This is a genomic window from Tropicimonas isoalkanivorans, from assembly GCF_900112335.1.
Taxonomy (GTDB): Bacteria; Pseudomonadota; Alphaproteobacteria; order Rhodobacterales; family Rhodobacteraceae; genus Tropicimonas; species Tropicimonas isoalkanivorans.
On sequence record NZ_FOLG01000012.1, the window covers coordinates 1 to 16399 of the forward strand.

The following is a 16399-nucleotide window of genomic DNA, read 5'->3' on the forward strand; positions in this document are numbered from 1 at the left end:
GTAGCGGGCGGGCTTGGGCTTGCTCATGTACCTCGTCTAACCGCATGAATTCCCGATGTGAATCCTTCACCGGCTGAGTTCTGCAACAACGCCCCCCTAAAGCCCAATCCGCTTATATTCACGCATTACGACCGCATCTGCCAATGACGGCACCCATTGCCGAGCAGTGAAGCGTCGCAAAGGTCCTGGTTCTGTGCGCATTTTCGGAAGAAGGTTGGTTCGGCTGGCAGTGCCGAGGTCGCATGTCGTCATAAGTGCCGCTGACGTAGAGCGCAGCATTGAGCAAAAGGGCGTCTCGCCGAAATTCACCGCGTTCAAGCCGGATGGCGGCTCCGCGCCGATTTTGACCTTGAAAAGACCCTGAAACGATGCCGCCCCGCGGCAAATCGGAGGCGGCCTGAAAGGCGCGCGGGGCGAGATGCAGTGTCGGCACGTGCCATAAAAAATGCCCGGCCGCTGGGGCCGGGCATTGGGACCGTCGGGGACGGTGTCTTAGAGGATGCGGTCCTGCGCCAGCAGCCGGATTTCGGCGATGGCCTTGCCGGGGTTGAGGCCTTTGGGGCAGGTCTGCGTGCAGTTCATGATGACGTGGCAGCGGTAGAGCTTGTAGGGGTCTTCCACGTCGTCGAGGCGCTCGCCGGTGGCCTCGTCGCGGCTGTCGATCATCCAGCGATAGGCGTGCAGCAGCGCGGCCGGGCCGAGGTAGCGGTCGCCGTTCCACCAGTAGGCGGGGCAGGACGTCGAGCAGGAGGCGCAGAGCACGCATTCGTAGAGACCGTCGAGCTTGGCGCGGTCTTCCGGGCTTTGCAGCCATTCCTTCTCGGGCGTCGGGGTCTTGGTTTCCAGCCAGGGCATGATGGAGGCATGCTGGGCATAGAAATGGGTAAGATCCGGCACCAGGTCCTTCACGATGGGCATGTGGGGCAACGGATAGATCTTCACGTCGCCTTTCTGCTCCTCGATGCCCCAGATGCAGGCGAGGCGGTTGATCCCGTTGACGTTCATCGCGCAGGAGCCGCAGATCCCCTCACGGCAGGACCGGCGGAAGGTCAGCGTGGGGTCGATCTCGTTCTTGATCTTGATGAGGGCGTCCAGGATCATCGGCCCGCAGTCGTCGAGGTCGATGAAGTAGGTGTCGAGCTGCGGGTTTTTCCCGTCGTCCGGGTTCCAGCGGTAGATGACGAACTTCCGAACGTTCTTGGCGCCCTCCGGCTTGGGCCAGGTCTTGCCAGTCTTGATCTTGGAGTTCTTGGGTAGGGTGAATTGAACCATTTGGTCACCTCAGCTTGCTGCCAGCGGCACGCGGCCGCCGCATTGCTTGGGTTCGGGAAGGGAGCGAGGAGCGCGCCGCATCAGCGCCGCGCCCACTGGCAATAGAGGTCGCCCTTGTAGAGGATGGACGGGCTGCGGCCGCAATCCGTGCGGTAGTAGCCGCCCGGCGCGCGGATGGAGCGGACGACGGTGCGTTGCCGCGCCGTCAGCCCTGCATCCACGGGGCCCAGACCGAGCTTGCGCGAGGCGCAGGCGTTGATGGCATCCGCATCCGCGAAGGTCACCCGGTCGTAGGGCACGATCCGCACCGACATGGTGATGTCGCTCACGGGACCTCTCCACTGTTCCAGGTAGGCCGCACCGCCGACGCCTTGCATGCGCTTGCATTCCAGCAGAACCGATCGCTGTTCCTCTACGGCAGTCAGTGCAGAGGCGGCGCCCGGCAGGGCTATGGCAAGCGCGATGGCGCTCATCAGCAGTTTGACCCGGTCTGACATCAGTAAACCCTCGCTTTCGGTGCAATCTTGTTGAGATCGATTCCACCTTCGTCCTGGGTCGACAGCGGGTCAAGATGCACGGGGCGATACTTCAGCGTGACATCCGGCCCGTCGACCCAGGCAAGCGTGTGCTTGCGCCAGTTCTCGTCGTCGCGATCCGGGTGATCTTCCGACGCGTGTGCCCCGCGGCTTTCCTTGCGGGCCTCGGCGCCGACGATGGTCGCCATCGCGCAGTCCATGAGGTTGGTCAGCTCCAGCGTTTCCATCAGGTCGCTGTTCCAGACCAGGGACCGGTCGGTGACCTTCAGGTCCTCGACCTTGGCGGCAACCGCCTTCATCTTCTCGACCCCTTCCGACAAGGTCTTGTCGGTGCGGAAGACGGCGGCGTCGGCCTGCATGGTCTTCTGCATCTCGTCGCGGAGATCGGCGGTGGAGATGCTGCCGTCGGCGTTGCGGAACTTGTCGAACCGGGCGATGGCCGCGTCCAGGCTGGCCTTGTTCAACTCGGGGTTCGGGGCCTCCGGGTCGACGACTTCGCCGGCCTTGATGGCAGCGGCGCGGCCGAAGACCACGAGGTCGATCAGCGAGTTGGAACCGAGGCGGTTGGCGCCGTGGACGCTTGCGCATCCCGCTTCGCCCACGGCCATCAGGCCGGGTGCGATGGCGTCGGGGTTCTCTTCCGTCGGGTTGAGCACTTCGCCCCAGTAGTTGGTGGGGATGCCGCCCATGTTGTAGTGCACCGTCGGCAGAACCGGGATCGGCTCCTTCGTCAGGTCCACGCCGGCGAAGATCTCCGCGCTCTCGGTGATGCCCGGAAGGCGCTCGGCGAGCGTCTCGGGGGGCAGGTGGTTGAGGTGCAGGAAGATGTGGTCCTTGTTTGGGCCCACGCCGCGGCCTTCGCGGATCTCGATAGTCATGCAACGCGAAACCACGTCGCGCGAAGCGAGGTCCTTGTAGGTGGGCGCGTAGCGTTCCATGAACCGCTCGCCTTCGGAGTTGGTCAGATAGCCGCCCTCGCCGCGGGCGCCCTCGGTGATGAGGCAGCCCGAGCCGTAGATGCCGGTCGGGTGGAACTGGACGAACTCCATGTCCTGCAGCGGCAGGCCGGCGCGGGTGATCATGGCGTTGCCGTCACCGGTGCAGGTGTGCGCCGAGGTGGCGGAGAAGTAGGCGCGCCCGTAGCCGCCGGTGGCCAGGACGACCATCTTGGCGTTGAAGGCGTGCAGCGTGCCGTCGTCGAGCTTCCACGCCAGAATGCCCTGGCAGGAGCCGTCTTCGCCCATGATCAGGTCGGTGGCGAAGTACTCGATGAAGAACTGCGCGTCGTTCTTGACGGATTGGCCGTAGAGCGTGTGCAGGATCGCGTGGCCGGTCCGGTCGGCGGCGGCGCAGGTGCGCTGCACCGGGGGGCCTTCACCGAATTCGGTGGTGTGGCCGCCGAACGGCCGCTGGTAGATCCGCCCCTCTTCTGTGCGGGAGAAGGGCACGCCGTAGTGCTCCAGCTCGTAAACGGCCTTCGGCGCCTCGCGGGCCAGGTACTCCATCGCGTCGGTGTCGCCGAGCCAGTCGGAGCCCTTCACGGTGTCGTACATGTGCCACTGCCAGGAGTCCGGGCCCATGTTGCCGAGCGAGGCGGCGATGCCGCCCTGTGCAGCGACGGTGTGCGAGCGGGTCGGGAAGACCTTGGTCACGCAAGCGGTCTTCAGCCCCTGTTCGGCCATGCCGAGCGTGGCGCGCAGGCCCGCGCCGCCGGCCCCTACGACGACAACGTCATAGATGTGGTGGGTGATGTCGTAAGCGGTCATTTGTTCTCTTTCTCCCAGGCTCAGACGGGCACGATCATGGAAGCGATCAGGATCTTGACCAGGGCGAACAGGCCGAGGCCACAGAAGAACCAACCGAGCGCGGTGGTGATGATCATGCCGGCGAAGTCCCAGCCGTGCGGGACGTAATCCTCGAACACCTTCTTGATGTTGAAGCGCCAGTGGTAGGTCGTGGAGACCACGAAGAGGCCCATGATGACCATGTTGAATGGCCGGGTGAGCCCCTCGACGACGACCTCGTAGGGGGCGCCGATGAGTGGCGCGATGCGGAACAGGAACAGGATGACCAGCGCGGTCATCATGTAGGAGCTGTAGGTCACCTGGAGCTGATGGTCCGCCCCGTGGGCAACGGAGCCCTTGCCTTCGGCCCGCTTGCGATCTGTCAGGTAGTGCATGGCGTCCTCCGGGTCAGACGATGAGCAGGATGATCGCGGTCAGCACAGCGCCGACGACCGATCCGATGACGATTCCCCAGCCGAGCTTCTCGGCGGTTTCCAGTTCCAGGCCGACCGCCTCGTCCCAGATGAGGTGACGGATGCCGCCCAGCATGTGGTACCACAGCGCCCAGATCAGGCCGAACCACACGAGCTTGGCGAGCCAGAAATGGGTGAGCCACGCCATGTGCGCCTCGTAGGTCTCCGGACCTGCGGCGGCGGCCAGAAGCCACCAGAGCACCATGACGATACCGACCGTCGACCCGTTGCCCGTGATCCGGATGAGGATCGAGCTGACCATGAGAATGTGTGGCTTGTAGATCTGAAGGTGGGGCGACAGGGGGCGGTTCCCCCGGTTCACGTCTGCCATAGACCTGACTCCTTTGTTGACGCGGGACCGGCCCCGCCATTGCCCCCTTCTCTAATACTTCCTGAGGGCGTGTCACGTGGATGCGTGGGGAATCGGCGCGATAAATCGGCGCAACGGGTCTTCTGTATCTGGTATGCGCGGGGCGCTTTGCTAACCTGCCCAGCCGCTTAGGCGCCAGGCTGCAGGGCCAGACGGGGTCGGCGCGATTGGCCGTAGCGGCGGGCGGTCAGCTCTTCCGCAGGTGCGCCTCGAACGCCTTGAGCGTTTCGTCGGAGACGAAATGCTCCATCCCCTCCGCGTCGATCTCGGCGGTTTCGGAGGAGACGCCGACGGCGATGAGGAAATCCACCACGGTCCTGTGGCGGGCCCGCACCCGCTCGGCCAGCGTCATGCCTTCCTCGGTGAGAAACACGCCGCGATACGGCCGGGAGACGGCGAGGCCCTCACGCTTCAGGCGCGCCACGGCCTTGGTCGCGGTGGGGTGGGTGACGCCCATCCGGCTGGCGATGTCGGTGATTCGGGCTTCGCCGAACTCCTGCATCAGGTCGCCGATCATCTCGGCGTAGTCCTCCAGCACCGCCATAGCCTGGGATTCCCGCGCCCGGTTGAAACGGTCGGGTTCAACGGGCGCACCGTCATTCCTGGGGCTGTCGGTCGGCATGTCTTCCCCGTCTTGCAGGCGGCGCCAGTAATTCCGCCGGTGCCGCGAACGAGGGCATACACTACACGTGCGGTCGATTTTCGCAATGTCGCGGGGCTGTGCGGACCGCCACACGGTCAGCGTGCCGAAGACGGTTGACAACAGTTTAGCCTTGGCTACATCGACGGAGTGTCGGAGCACGTATCAAGGCGTGCCGGGGCAAGGGTTACCATGGACAGAAGTTCGACGAGTCGTGCGCAGCGTGGCATGGCGCAGGTTCTGGCGGGCAAACGACGGGGGCCGCGGGCGGCGCTGTTGTTTGCCGGGCCGGCGATTATCGCCTCCGTGGCCTACATGGACCCGGGCAACTACGCGACCAACATCCAGGCCGGGGCGGGGTACGGGTATACGCTGCTCTGGGTCGTGCTGATGGCCAACCTGATCGCGATGCTGTTCCAGGCGTTGTCGGCGCGGCTGGGGATCGTGACCGGCAAGAACCTCGCGGAGCTGTGCCGGGACAACTTCTCCCGCCCGGCGGTCTGGATCATGTGGGCGGTCAGCGAGGTCGCGGCCATGGCGACCGACCTGGCGGAGTTCCTCGGCGGTGCGATCGGGCTGGCGCTGCTGTTCCACATGCCGCTGATCGCGGGGATGACGGTGACGGCGGTCGTCACTTACGGCATCCTGCTGTTCGAGGCGCGGGGCTTCCGGCCGATGGAGCTTATCATCGGCGCCTTCGTGGGCGTGATCGGCCTGTGCTACCTGATCGAGGTTTGTATCGCCCCCATCGCCTGGGGCGAGGCGGCGACCGGGCTGCTGATGCCGACCATGCCGGACGCGACCGCGCTGCTGATCTCGGTCGGCATCATCGGCGCGACGGTCATGCCGCACGCGATCTACCTGCATTCCGGGCTGACCCAGGGCCGCACCCGCATCCGGACCGACGCCGAGCGCCGCCGGGTCGTGCAGTTTTCCAACCGCGAGGTGGTCATCGCGCTCGCCGTGGCGGGGATGGTGAACATGGCGATGGTCATGATGGCGGCCAGCGCGTTCCATCGCGGCCACAGCGAGGTGGCGGAGATCGAGACCGCCTATCACACCCTCACGCCGCTGCTTGGGGCCGCGGCCTCCGGGTTCTTCCTGGTCTCGCTGATCGCCTCCGGCATCTCCAGTTCGGTGGTGGGGACGATGGCGGGGCAGCTCATCATGCAGGGGTTCCTGCGGGTGCGCGTGCCGATCTGGTTGCGGCGGTTGGTGACGATGACCCCGGCCTTCGTAGTAGTGGCGATGGGGGTCAACGCGACGCAGGCGCTGGTGGTCAGCCAGGTGATCCTGAGCATTGCCCTGCCGGTGCCGATGGTGGCGCTCATCATCTTCACCTCGCGTCGGGACATCATGGGAGACTTCGCCACCGGCCCGCTGGTGCGGACGCTGGCGGTCGTCGGTTCCGTCGCGGTGCTCTCGCTGAACTTCGTGCTGCTGGCGCAGGTGTTCGGGGTGGCGATCCCCGGGCTGGCGGCGGGCTAGGTCGGCATCAGGGCCCAATAGTCGAGGTCGAGCAGGACGTCGGGCAGGTACTTGCCGTCGTCGCCCCGCAACTGGAAGGGCGCGCCGCCCCGGGTGGCCACCAGCCTGAGCCGGATCGCGCCGACGCCGGGCGCGGAGGTCTCGGCGGTGTCGAGCACCTCGGACCAGGCCTTCACGGTGTCGCCGGCGTAACACGGGTTCGCGTGGGCGCCGCCGTTCAGGCCGACGATCATCTGCGCGTTCGCAAGGCCGTTGAAGCTGAGCGCGCGAGCCATGGAGATGACGTGGCCGCCGTAGATGAGGCGCTTGCCGTCCTCGCGGAAGGTGGCGTCGAAGTGCACCTTGGCCGTGTTCTGCCACAACCGCGTGGCCATCATATGCTCGGCTTCCTCGATGGTGCAGCCGTCCACATGGTCGATGGTCTCGCCGACCTCGTAGTCGCCGAGCCTGTGTGGCTCTCCAGCCAGCGCGACGTCGTAGCCGGTGAAGTCGAGGCCCTCTGGCACCGCGAGATCGAAGGGGGCCAGAACGGGCTTCAGTTCCGGCACGAAGGTATCGGGGGCGGGGGCGTCGAGGTCCTTCTTTCGGACCATGACCCAGCGCACGTATTCCAGCACCGCCTCGCCGCGCTGGTTGCGGCCCGTTGTGCGCACATAGACCACGCCCGACTTGCCGTTGGAGTTCTGCTTCAGCCCGATCACCTGGCTTTGCGAATGGAGCGTGTCGCCGGGATAGACGGGCTGCAGGAACCGCCCCTCCGCGTAGCCCAGGTTGGCGACAGCGTTCAGCGAGATGTCGGGCACCGTCTTGCCGAAGACCGTGTGGAAGGTAACGAGATCGTCCAGCGGCGCGGCGGGAAGGCCGCAGGCGCGGGCGAATTCGTCGGAGGAGGCGAGCGCGTGCCGGGCGGGGTAGAGCGCGTGATAAAGCGCGCGCTCGCCGCCCGAGAGCGTGCGTGGGACGGCATGGTCGATGACCTCGCCGAGTTGGTAGTCCTCGAAGAAGCGCCCCGGATTGGTCTTGGCCATGGTCATTGATCTCCCAGCTTGAGGTCCGGGCTGTAAGTGCCCGGGGCGTCTTTCACCACCGCCTGGCCGCAGCGCATCACGCCGCGCGCCGCGTCGAAGGCGTAGGTGGGCTGGCCGTGGAGGTGCCAGCCCTTGTTCAGTGCGGCCGTCACCTTGTGGCAGAAGGCGGACGTGTCGTCCTCGGTCAGGAACCGGTAGATCTTCATGCGGTCATCCGAAGGGGTAATAGCCGAGCCAGCTGTGGATCAGCCCGATCACGATCAGCAGCACGGCGCTGGCGGCGAGAAACATCGCGTCCTTGCCGTAGGTGCCGGGCGCCGGGGCGGTCCATTCGGGCTCTGCGCGGTTGATAAGGACGGGCGCGGTCAGCGACCAGCTCAGGAGCCCGCCGAACAGCACGATGGACGCGAGATCGCCGTTCACCAGCAGGTGCGCCACGGCCCAGAGGCTGAAGCCCGCGAGCATCGGGTGGCGCATCCGGTTCAGGAGGCGGCCCTTCTTCGGCGCGGGGCTCATCATGAAGATCGCGATCAGCACGAGCAGGTTGTTGATGTGGGTGAAGAACGCCGGCGGGTACCAGACCTGCAGGACGGGCGTGCCGCGGAAGCCGATCACCATCAGGACGATCGCCACGACGAGCGCAATGGCGATGACGCCCTTGCCCTTTTCCGCGCCGAGGGACGCCCGCCGCTCCGGGGCGAACCGTTTGAGTTCATGCGCGCCCCACCAGAGCGCGACGCCGAGTATAAGTAGTATCCAGCCCATAAGGGCCTCCTCAGGTCATGGAAGAAATGGCGTCCGCCTTGGCCAGCGTCGCCTTCGCGGTGACAATATGCAGGTTCTCCACGATCTTTCCATCGACAACCGCGACGCCCACGCCCTTCGCCTCGGCCTCCTCGAAGGCGGCGATCTGGCGGCGGGCCAGCTCGATTTCCGCGTCGCTCGGGGCGAAGACCTCGTTGGCGATCTCGACTTGGGCGGGGTGAATCAGCGTCTTGCCGTCCATCCCGAGGTCCCGGCCCTGTTCGCATTCCGCGCGAAGCCCGGCCTCGTCCTTGAAGGCATTATAGACGCCGTCGACGCAGATCAGCCCGTGGGAGCGGGCCGCCATGAGGCAGGTTTGCAGCGCCATTTGCAGGGGCAGCCTGTCGGCCCGGAAGCGGCAGTTCAGCTCCTTGGCGAGGTCGTTGGTCCCCATGATGAAGCCCCCCATGCGCGGCCCGGTGGCGATCGCGTCGGCATGCAGGATGCCGCGCGGGGTTTCCATCATTGCCCAGATCTGGGTGTCGGCGCAGGCGGGGTGCGCGTCCAGCTTCTCGGCGACGCGGTTCACCTGGCCAACGCTTTCCACCTTGGGCAGCAGGACGGCTTGGGGGCCGATGTCCATCGCCGCGGCAAGGTCGGCCTCGCCCCATTCCGTATCCGCCCCGTTCAGGCGGATGATCTGGGTGCGGTTGCCGTAGCCGCCTTCGGAGAGCGTGCGGGTGAGCAGGGTGCGGGCGTTGGGCTTCTCCTCCACGGCCACCGCATCCTCAAGGTCGAAGATGATGGCGTCGACTGGCAGCGACTTCGCCTTCTCCAGCGCGCGTTCCTTCGAGCCGGGGATATAGAGCACCGAGCGGTAGGGGCGGGCGGCAAGATCCATGTCTCTCTCCTGTCATGTCGTCTCCGGGTGAGACCATACCTTCGCCGCATGCGCAAGATGTGAAATGCCGCAGCGCGGAATTGCGCAAGAAACGTTCGCGAGAATCGCGGCGTGGCGCGCGGCCCGTGTCTGACGCCCCCGCGGTGCGCCATTCGTCGCGATGATACCATCTTTCGGCGTGCGTGGCAGGCGGTGTGACGCGTCAATGCTCACCGAGGCTGCGGCAGAATCGGTCGCGGCTTGGACCGTCTGGGCGCCCGAATTCGCCTCGGACATTGGGGAGGTGCGGCCCGGCGGGGTCGCCTCGATGCGGGCATTTGCCTCCGCTTCGGGCCGTTTGCGCGGTTGGTATCGCTAACGACGCGATGTTACCGCCAGTGCAGCCTTGTGCCACGTGGCGGCAACCTTGCGCGTTGTCCTGCAAATGGCTAGGGACGGCGCCGAAACATCTTCCAAGCAACGCAGGGAACACACCAATGGCCAGACCCAAGATTGCCCTTATCGGCGCCGGTCAGATCGGCGGCACGCTCGCCCATCTCGTCGCGATGAAAGAACTTGGCGACGTCGTTCTGTTCGACATCGCCGAGGGGACGCCGGAAGGCAAGGCGCTCGACATCGCCGAGTCCGGCCCCTCCGAAGGGTTCGACGCCAAGCTGAAGGGCACCCAGGACTACGCCGACATCGCTGGCGCCGACGTCTGCATCGTCACCGCCGGTGTGCCGCGCAAGCCGGGCATGAGCCGCGATGACCTTCTCGGCATCAACCTGAAGGTGATGAAGTCCGTCGGCGAAGGCATCCGGGACAACTGCCCCGACGCGTTCGTCATCTGCATCACCAACCCGCTCGACGCGATGGTCTGGGCGCTGCAGCAGTTCTCCGGCCTGCCGGCGAACAAGGTCTGCGGCATGGCCGGCGTTCTGGACAGCGCCCGCTTCCGCCACTTCCTGTCGCTCGAGTTCGACGTGTCGATGAAGGACGTCACCGCCTTCGTGCTCGGCGGGCATGGCGACACCATGGTTCCCTCGGTCCGCTACTCCACCGTTGGCGGCATCCCGCTGCCCGACCTGGTGGAAATGGGCTGGACCACGCAGGAGAAGCTCGACGAGATCGTTCAGCGCACCCGTGACGGCGGCGCCGAGATCGTCGGCCTGCTGAAAACCGGCTCGGCCTACTACGCTCCGGCGACCTCCGCCATCGAGATGGCCGAAGCCTACCTGAAAGACCAGAAGCGTCTGCTGCCTTGCGCGGCTTACTGCGACGGCGAACTGGGCCTGAAGGACATGTACGTCGGCGTGCCGACCATCATCGGTGCCGGCGGTGTCGAGAAAGTGGTCGACATCAAGCTCTCCAAGGAAGAGCAGGCGATGTTCGACAACTCCGTCAATGCCGTGCGTGGCCTGGTTGAAGCCTGCAAGGGCATCGAGCCCAGCCTGGCCTGAGCGGCCCGCGGCATAGCCTGACAGCATTGGGCGGCAGTCGGCATCGACCGGCTGCCGCCCTTTTCTTTGGCGCCCGCAGTGTCCGCCGCCGGGACCGTCGCCCGCACGGGCCGGTGGAACTTGCCCTGTGATTCGCCGTCTGGCGGCTCGGCAGTGAATATTTGTGATCACAGCCATCGGGGGCGTGATCACAAGTGTCGGCTTTTGCGCTAACAAGTCCCCTTTCCCCGAGAAAAACGTTTTCATGCACACCATGGCATGCGAAGCAGGCGCAGATCGAAGCTAGACGGAACAGGTTCATGAACATCCATGAATACCAGGCGAAGGCATTGCTTCGCGACTACGGCGCCCCGGTAAGCGATGGCCGCGTCGTTCTGAGAGCCGAAGAAGCCAAGACGGCGGCGGGCGAACTCGACGGGCCGCTGTGGGTCGTGAAGGCGCAAATCCACGCCGGTGGCCGCGGCAAGGGCTCCTTCAAGGAGACGGACGCAGGCGAGAAGGGCGGTGTCCGTCTTGCCAAGTCGGTTGAAGAGGCCGCCATCGAAGCGAAGAAGATGCTGGGGCGCACGCTGGTGACGCACCAGACCGGGCCGGACGGCAAGCAGGTGAACCGCATCTACATCGAGGACGGCTCGGGTATTTCGCGGGAGCTCTACCTGGCGCTTCTGGTGGACCGCGCCACGTCGCGCGTCTCGTTCGTCTGCTCCACCGAGGGCGGGATGGACATCGAGGAGGTCGCCGCCTCCACGCCGGACAAGATCCTGAGCTTCTCGGTCGATCCGGCCACCGGCTACCAGCCGTTCCACGGCCGCCGCATCGCCTTCATGCTGGGCCTCGAAGGCCAGCAGGTGAAGCAGTGCGTCAAACTGATGGGGATTTTCTACAAGCTGTTCACCGACAAGGACATGGACATGCTTGAGATCAACCCGCTGATCGTGACCGACAAGGGCGATCTCAAGGTGCTCGACGCCAAGTTCGGCTTCGACGGCAACGCCATCTACCGGCACCCGGACATCGCCGCCCTGCGCGACGAGACCGAGGAGGACCCGAAGGAACTGGAAGCCTCCAAGTTCGACCTGAACTACATCGCGCTGGACGGCGAGATCGGGTGCATGGTGAACGGCGCGGGCCTCGCCATGGCGACAATGGACATCATCAAGCTCTACGGCGCGGAGCCGGCCAACTTCCTCGACGTCGGCGGCGGCGCCACGAAGGAGAAGGTGACCGAGGCGTTCAAGATCATCACCTCCGACCCGAACGTGAAGGGCATCCTCGTCAACATCTTCGGCGGCATCATGCGCTGCGACATCATCGCCGACGGCGTGATCGCCGCGGTGAAGGAGGTTGGCCTGAAGGTTCCGCTGGTGGTGCGCCTCGAAGGCACGAACGTCGACAAGGGCAAGGAGATCATCGCGGGCAGTGGCCTCAACGTGATCGCAGCCGACGACCTTTCGGATGCCGCCGAGAAGATCGTGAAGGCGGTGAAGGGATAAGCGGCGGCCCGACGCGCGCAGACACGGACCTGGCCGCAATCTGGCGGCCTTGAGGAGCCGATTGGCGCGCGCGGGCACCGGGAACGGATTATCGCGGGACCTCCCGCACAGGATTAGGAGTAGCCAGATGGCCATACTCGTCGACGAGAATACCAAGGTGATCTGCCAGGGCCTGACCGGCTCCCAGGGCACCTTCCACACCGAACAGGCCATTGCCTACGGCACTAAGATGGTCGGGGGGGTCACGCCCGGAAAGGGCGGACAGACGCACCTGGACCTGCCGGTGTTCAACTCGGTGCACGAAGCGAAAGAAGTGACCGGGGCCAACGCCTCCGTCATCTACGTGCCGCCGCCGTTCGCCGCCGACTCCATCCTGGAGGCGATCGACGCGGGGATCGAGCTGGTCGTCTGCATCACCGAGGGCATTCCGGTGCTCGACATGATGGCGGTGAAACGGGCACTGGAAGGCAGCTCGACGCAACTGATCGGGCCGAACTGCCCGGGCGTCATCACGCCGGGCGCCTGCAAGATCGGCATCATGCCGGGCCACATCCACAAGCGCGGCTCGGTGGGCGTCGTCTCTCGTTCCGGTACGCTGACCTACGAGGCGGTGAAGCAGACCTCGGACAGCGGCCTTGGCCAGTCCACGGCGGTCGGCATTGGCGGCGACCCGATCAAGGGGACCGAGCATATCGACGTGCTGGAGATGTTCCTGGCCGACGACGAGACCCAATCGATCATCATGATCGGCGAGATCGGCGGCTCCGCCGAGGAGGAAGCGGCGCAATTCCTGAAGGACGAGGCCAAGAAAGGCCGCTCCAAGCCCTGCGCGGGCTTCATCGCGGGCCGTACGGCGCCTCCGGGACGGCGCATGGGCCACGCGGGCGCGATCGTCGCCGGCGGCAAGGGCGGGGCCGATGACAAGATCGAAGCCATGCGGTCCGCCGGGATCGTCGTCGCAGACAGCCCGGCCCACCTTGGCGAGGCGGTGCTTGAAGCGATCGGCTGAATGCCGGGCTCGGGAGAGCAGGAATTGACCCACGCATCGTTTGCGATCAGGTCTAAAGGCCACACCCTTCGTCCCGGGGCGCGTTTTGCGGCCCGGGATCTGGCGGTCTCGGCCGCCGGAGACTAATTTATCTGAGCCCGGGTGGTCACATAGGAGAGCGACCAGTCGGCTCCGGGAGGACATTCTGTAACGGGAGCCCTGCGCAACGCACCGCAGCCCCGGCAACCCGCCGCCCCGCAGCGGCCAATTCATAACGCAAGGTGCCACGATGACAGAGCACAGCAAGAACGAGATCTTCCACGCGTCCAGCTTCTTGCAGGGGCACAACGCCGCCTATGTCGAGCAGCTCTACGCGCGCTTTTCCAACGATCCGGATTCCGTCGACGAGGCCTGGGCGGAGTTCTTCCGGCAGCTCGGCGACGCCGACACGCAGGTGAAGGCGGAGGCGACCGGCCCCTCGTGGGCGCGGCGGTCGAGCTATGCCGCCGATGACCTGACCGCGGCGCTCACCGGCGAGTGGCCCGCGGAGGAGGCGCGGGAGGCGGGCAAGAAGATCCGGCAGAAGGCCGCGGAAATCGGCATCGAGGTCACGGACGAGCAGATCAAGCGGGCGGTGCTGGATTCGATCCGGGCGCTGATGATCATCCGGGCCTACCGGATTCGCGGCCACCTCGTGGCGGATCTCGATCCGCTGGGGATGCGCGAGCAGACGCCGCACCCCGAGCTCGATCCGGCGTCCTACGGCTTCACCGAAGCCGACATGGACCGGCCGATCTTCATCGACAACGTGCTCGGGCTGCAGACGGCCACGATGCGGCAGATCCTGGAGATCGTGAAGCGGACCTACTGCGGCACCTTCGCGCTGCAGTACATGCACATCTCGGACCCCGAGCAGGCCGCCTGGCTGAAAGAGCGGATCGAGGGCTTCGGCAAGGAGATCCACTTCACCCGTGAAGGCCGCCGCGCGATCCTGAACAAGCTGGTCGAGGCCGAGGGCTTCGAAAAGTTCCTGCACGTCAAGTACATGGGCACCAAGCGCTTCGGCCTGGACGGCGGCGAGGCGCTGATCCCGGCGATGGAGCAGATCATCAAGCGCGGCGGCGCGCTGGGCGTGACGGACGTTGTGATCGGGATGCCCCACCGGGGGCGCCTGAGCGTTCTGGCCAACGTGCTGATGAAGCCCTACCGCGCGATCTTCAACGAATTCCAGGGCGGCAGCTTCAAGCCTGACGACGTGGACGGCTCCGGCGACGTGAAATACCACCTCGGCGCCTCCGCCGACCGGGAGTTCGACAAGAACTCCGTGCACCTGAGCCTCACGGCCAACCCGTCCCACCTGGAAGCGGTGAACCCGGTGGTTCTGGGTAAGGCGCGCGCCAAGCAGGACCAGAACCACGACCAGACCCGGACGACGGTCATCCCGGTGCTGCTCCACGGCGACGCGGCCTTTGCCGGGCAGGGCGTTGTGGCGGAGTGCTTCGGCCTGTCGGGCCTGAAGGGCCACCGCACGGGCGGGACCATTCACATCGTGGTCAACAACCAGATCGGGTTCACCACCGCGCCGCACTTCTCGCGCTCCTCGCCCTATCCGACGGATATCGCGCTGATGGTGGAGGCGCCGATCTTCCACGTGAACGGCGACGATCCGGAGGCGGTGGTTCATGCCGCGAAGGTCGCCACGGAGTTCCGGCAGAAGTTCGGGAAAGACGTGGTGATCGACATCTTCTGCTATCGCCGGTTCGGACACAACGAGGGCGACGAGCCCATGTTCACCAACCCGGTGATGTACAAGCGGATCAAGAAGCACAAGACGACGCTTCAACTGTACACCGAACGTCTCGTACAGGACGGGCTGATCCCCGAGGGCGAGATCGAGGACATGAAGGCCGCGTTCCAGTCTCACCTCAACGAGGAGTTCGAGGCCGGCAAGGAATTCAAGCCGAACAAGGCGGACTGGCTGGATGGCCGCTGGTCCCACCTGGACCGCGAGGGCGACCAGTACCAGCGCGGCCAGACGGCGATTGCGGGCGAGACCTTCGACCAGGTTGGCAAGGCGCTCGTCACGGCGCCCGACGGCTTCCCGCTGCACAAGACGGTGGGCCGGCTGCTGGAGGCCAAGAAGGAGATGTTCGACAGCGGGCAGGGCTTCGACTGGGCGACCGGCGAGGCGCTGGCCTTCGGTTCGCTGCTGACGGAGGGGTACCCGGTGCGGCTGGCGGGGCAGGATTCCACGCGCGGGACCTTCTCCCAGCGGCATTCCGGTTTCGTGAACCAGGAGACGGAGGAGCGGTACTACCCGCTCAACCACATCCGAGAGGGGCAGGCGCACTACGAAGTCATCGACTCGATGCTCTCCGAATACGCGGTGCTCGGGTTCGAATACGGCTACTCGCTGGCCGAGCCGAACGCGCTCACGCTCTGGGAAGCCCAGTTCGGCGACTTCGCCAACGGCGCCCAGATCATGTTCGACCAGTTCATCAGCTCCGGCGAGAGCAAATGGCTGCGGATGTCGGGCCTCGTGATGCTGCTGCCCCATGGATTCGAAGGGCAGGGGCCGGAGCACTCCTCGGCCCGCCTCGAGCGGTTCCTGCAGCTGTGCGGACAGGACAACTGGATCGTGGCCAACGTCTCGACCCCGGCGAACTACTTCCACATCATGCGCCGGCAGCTTCACCGTTCGTTCCGCAAGCCGCTGGTGCTGATGACGCCGAAGTCGCTGCTGCGCCACAAGCTCTGCGTCAGCAAGCGGAAGGACTTCGTGGAGGGCTCCTCCTTCCACCGCGTGCTCTGGGACGATGCGGAGACCGGCGACAACGCGATCCAGCTCAAGCCCGACGATCAGATCAAGCGCGTCGTCATGTGCTCCGGCAAGGTCTACTTCGACCTGCTCGAGGAGCGCGAGGCGCGCGGCATCGACGACATCTACCTGCTGCGCGTCGAGCAGTTCTATCCCTTCCCGGCGATCTCGCTGGTGAAGGAACTGGAGCGGTTCAAGGGCGCGGAGATGGTGTGGTGCCAGGAAGAGCCCAAGAACCAGGGCGCCTGGACCTTTGTCGAGCCGAACATCGAATGGGTGCTGACCCGGATCAAGGCTCGGCACACGCGCCCGGTCTATGCCGGCCGCGCCGCCTCCGCCTCGCCCGCCACGGGCCTGGCCAGCCAGCACAAAGCCCAGCAAGCCGCGCTCGTCGACGAAGCGCTGACCATCGAAGGAAAGTGATA

At 65.6% G+C, this 16399-nt stretch carries 15 protein-coding genes; 5 read left to right on the plus strand and 10 right to left on the minus strand.

The genetic code is table 11. The features are described 5' to 3' along the window. Positions 1 to 492 precede the first annotated feature (492 nt). The 6 genes from BM075_RS17125 to mntR form a co-directional block, all read right to left on the minus strand. Complete coding sequence (locus BM075_RS17125) at positions 493 to 1272, minus strand: succinate dehydrogenase iron-sulfur subunit (RefSeq protein WP_093361924.1); 780 nt, start codon at positions 1270 to 1272, stop codon at positions 493 to 495. 80 nt (positions 1273 to 1352) lie between these two features. After that, entirely contained in the window at positions 1353 to 1769 is a 417-nt protein-coding gene (locus BM075_RS17130; protein WP_093361925.1) for a hypothetical protein, read from the minus strand. After that, positions 1769 to 3574, minus strand: coding sequence for a succinate dehydrogenase flavoprotein subunit (gene sdhA, locus BM075_RS17135; RefSeq protein WP_093361926.1), 1806 nt, complete (start codon positions 3572 to 3574; stop codon positions 1769 to 1771). Before sdhA ends, BM075_RS17130 begins: the two co-directional genes overlap by 1 nt. A gap of 20 nt (positions 3575 to 3594) precedes the next feature. Further along, positions 3595 to 3987: a succinate dehydrogenase, hydrophobic membrane anchor protein gene (locus BM075_RS17140; protein WP_093361927.1), complete on the minus strand. Its 393-nt coding sequence runs from the start codon at positions 3985 to 3987 to the stop codon at positions 3595 to 3597. Between the two features lie 13 nt (positions 3988 to 4000). Beyond that, positions 4001 to 4396, minus strand: coding sequence for a succinate dehydrogenase, cytochrome b556 subunit (sdhC, locus tag BM075_RS17145; protein ID WP_093361928.1), 396 nt, complete (start codon positions 4394 to 4396; stop codon positions 4001 to 4003). A gap of 226 nt (positions 4397 to 4622) precedes the next feature. Next, positions 4623 to 5057 (minus strand): manganese-binding transcriptional regulator MntR, encoded by a 435-nt coding sequence (gene mntR / locus BM075_RS17150; protein ID WP_093361929.1) that lies wholly within the window; start codon positions 5055 to 5057, stop codon positions 4623 to 4625. Positions 5058 to 5303: 246 nt separating this feature from the next. Between mntR and BM075_RS17155 the strand changes: the two genes are divergently transcribed. Next, complete coding sequence (locus BM075_RS17155) at positions 5304 to 6563, plus strand: Nramp family divalent metal transporter (protein WP_245758891.1); 1260 nt, start codon at positions 5304 to 5306, stop codon at positions 6561 to 6563. Here BM075_RS17155 and BM075_RS17160 read toward each other — a convergent pair. The 4 genes from BM075_RS17160 to BM075_RS17175 are packed head-to-tail and all read right to left on the minus strand — an operon-like array spanning position 6560 to position 9236. Beyond that, positions 6560 to 7591, minus strand: a complete 1032-nt coding sequence (locus BM075_RS17160) for a MaoC family dehydratase (protein ID WP_093361931.1) — start codon at positions 7589 to 7591, stop codon at positions 6560 to 6562. The two genes, BM075_RS17155 and BM075_RS17160, sit on opposite strands and share 4 nt — an antisense overlap. Positions 7592 to 7593: 2 nt before the next feature. Beyond that, positions 7594 to 7797, minus strand: coding sequence for a DUF1737 domain-containing protein (locus BM075_RS17165; protein ID WP_093361932.1), 204 nt, complete (start codon positions 7795 to 7797; stop codon positions 7594 to 7596). Positions 7798 to 7801: 4 nt separating this feature from the next. Further along, positions 7802 to 8356 (minus strand): NnrU family protein, encoded by a 555-nt coding sequence (locus BM075_RS17170; RefSeq protein WP_093361933.1) that lies wholly within the window; start codon positions 8354 to 8356, stop codon positions 7802 to 7804. Between the two features lie 10 nt (positions 8357 to 8366). Then, positions 8367 to 9236, minus strand: a complete 870-nt coding sequence (locus BM075_RS17175) for an HpcH/HpaI aldolase/citrate lyase family protein (RefSeq protein WP_093361934.1) — start codon at positions 9234 to 9236, stop codon at positions 8367 to 8369. A 476-nt stretch (positions 9237 to 9712) separates the two neighbouring features. On the opposite strand from BM075_RS17175, the gene mdh reads away from it, so the two are divergent. The 4 genes from mdh to BM075_RS17195 all read left to right on the plus strand — a co-directional run bounded on the left by mdh (position 9713) and on the right by BM075_RS17195 (position 16397). Continuing rightward, positions 9713 to 10675: a malate dehydrogenase gene (mdh, locus tag BM075_RS17180; RefSeq protein ID WP_093361935.1), complete on the plus strand. Its 963-nt coding sequence runs from the start codon at positions 9713 to 9715 to the stop codon at positions 10673 to 10675. Between the two features lie 299 nt (positions 10676 to 10974). Then, a complete protein-coding gene (sucC, locus tag BM075_RS17185; protein WP_093361936.1) occupies positions 10975 to 12168 on the plus strand; it encodes an ADP-forming succinate--CoA ligase subunit beta in 1194 nt (397 codons plus the stop codon). Between the two features lie 127 nt (positions 12169 to 12295). Continuing rightward, positions 12296 to 13177, plus strand: a complete 882-nt coding sequence (gene sucD / locus BM075_RS17190; protein WP_093361937.1) for a succinate--CoA ligase subunit alpha — start codon at positions 12296 to 12298, stop codon at positions 13175 to 13177. Between the two features lie 268 nt (positions 13178 to 13445). Next, positions 13446 to 16397 carry a 2-oxoglutarate dehydrogenase E1 component gene (locus tag BM075_RS17195; protein ID WP_093361938.1) on the plus strand — a complete coding sequence of 984 codons (2952 nt, stop codon included), beginning with the start codon at positions 13446 to 13448 and terminating at the stop codon, positions 16395 to 16397. Positions 16398 to 16399 lie beyond the last annotated feature (2 nt).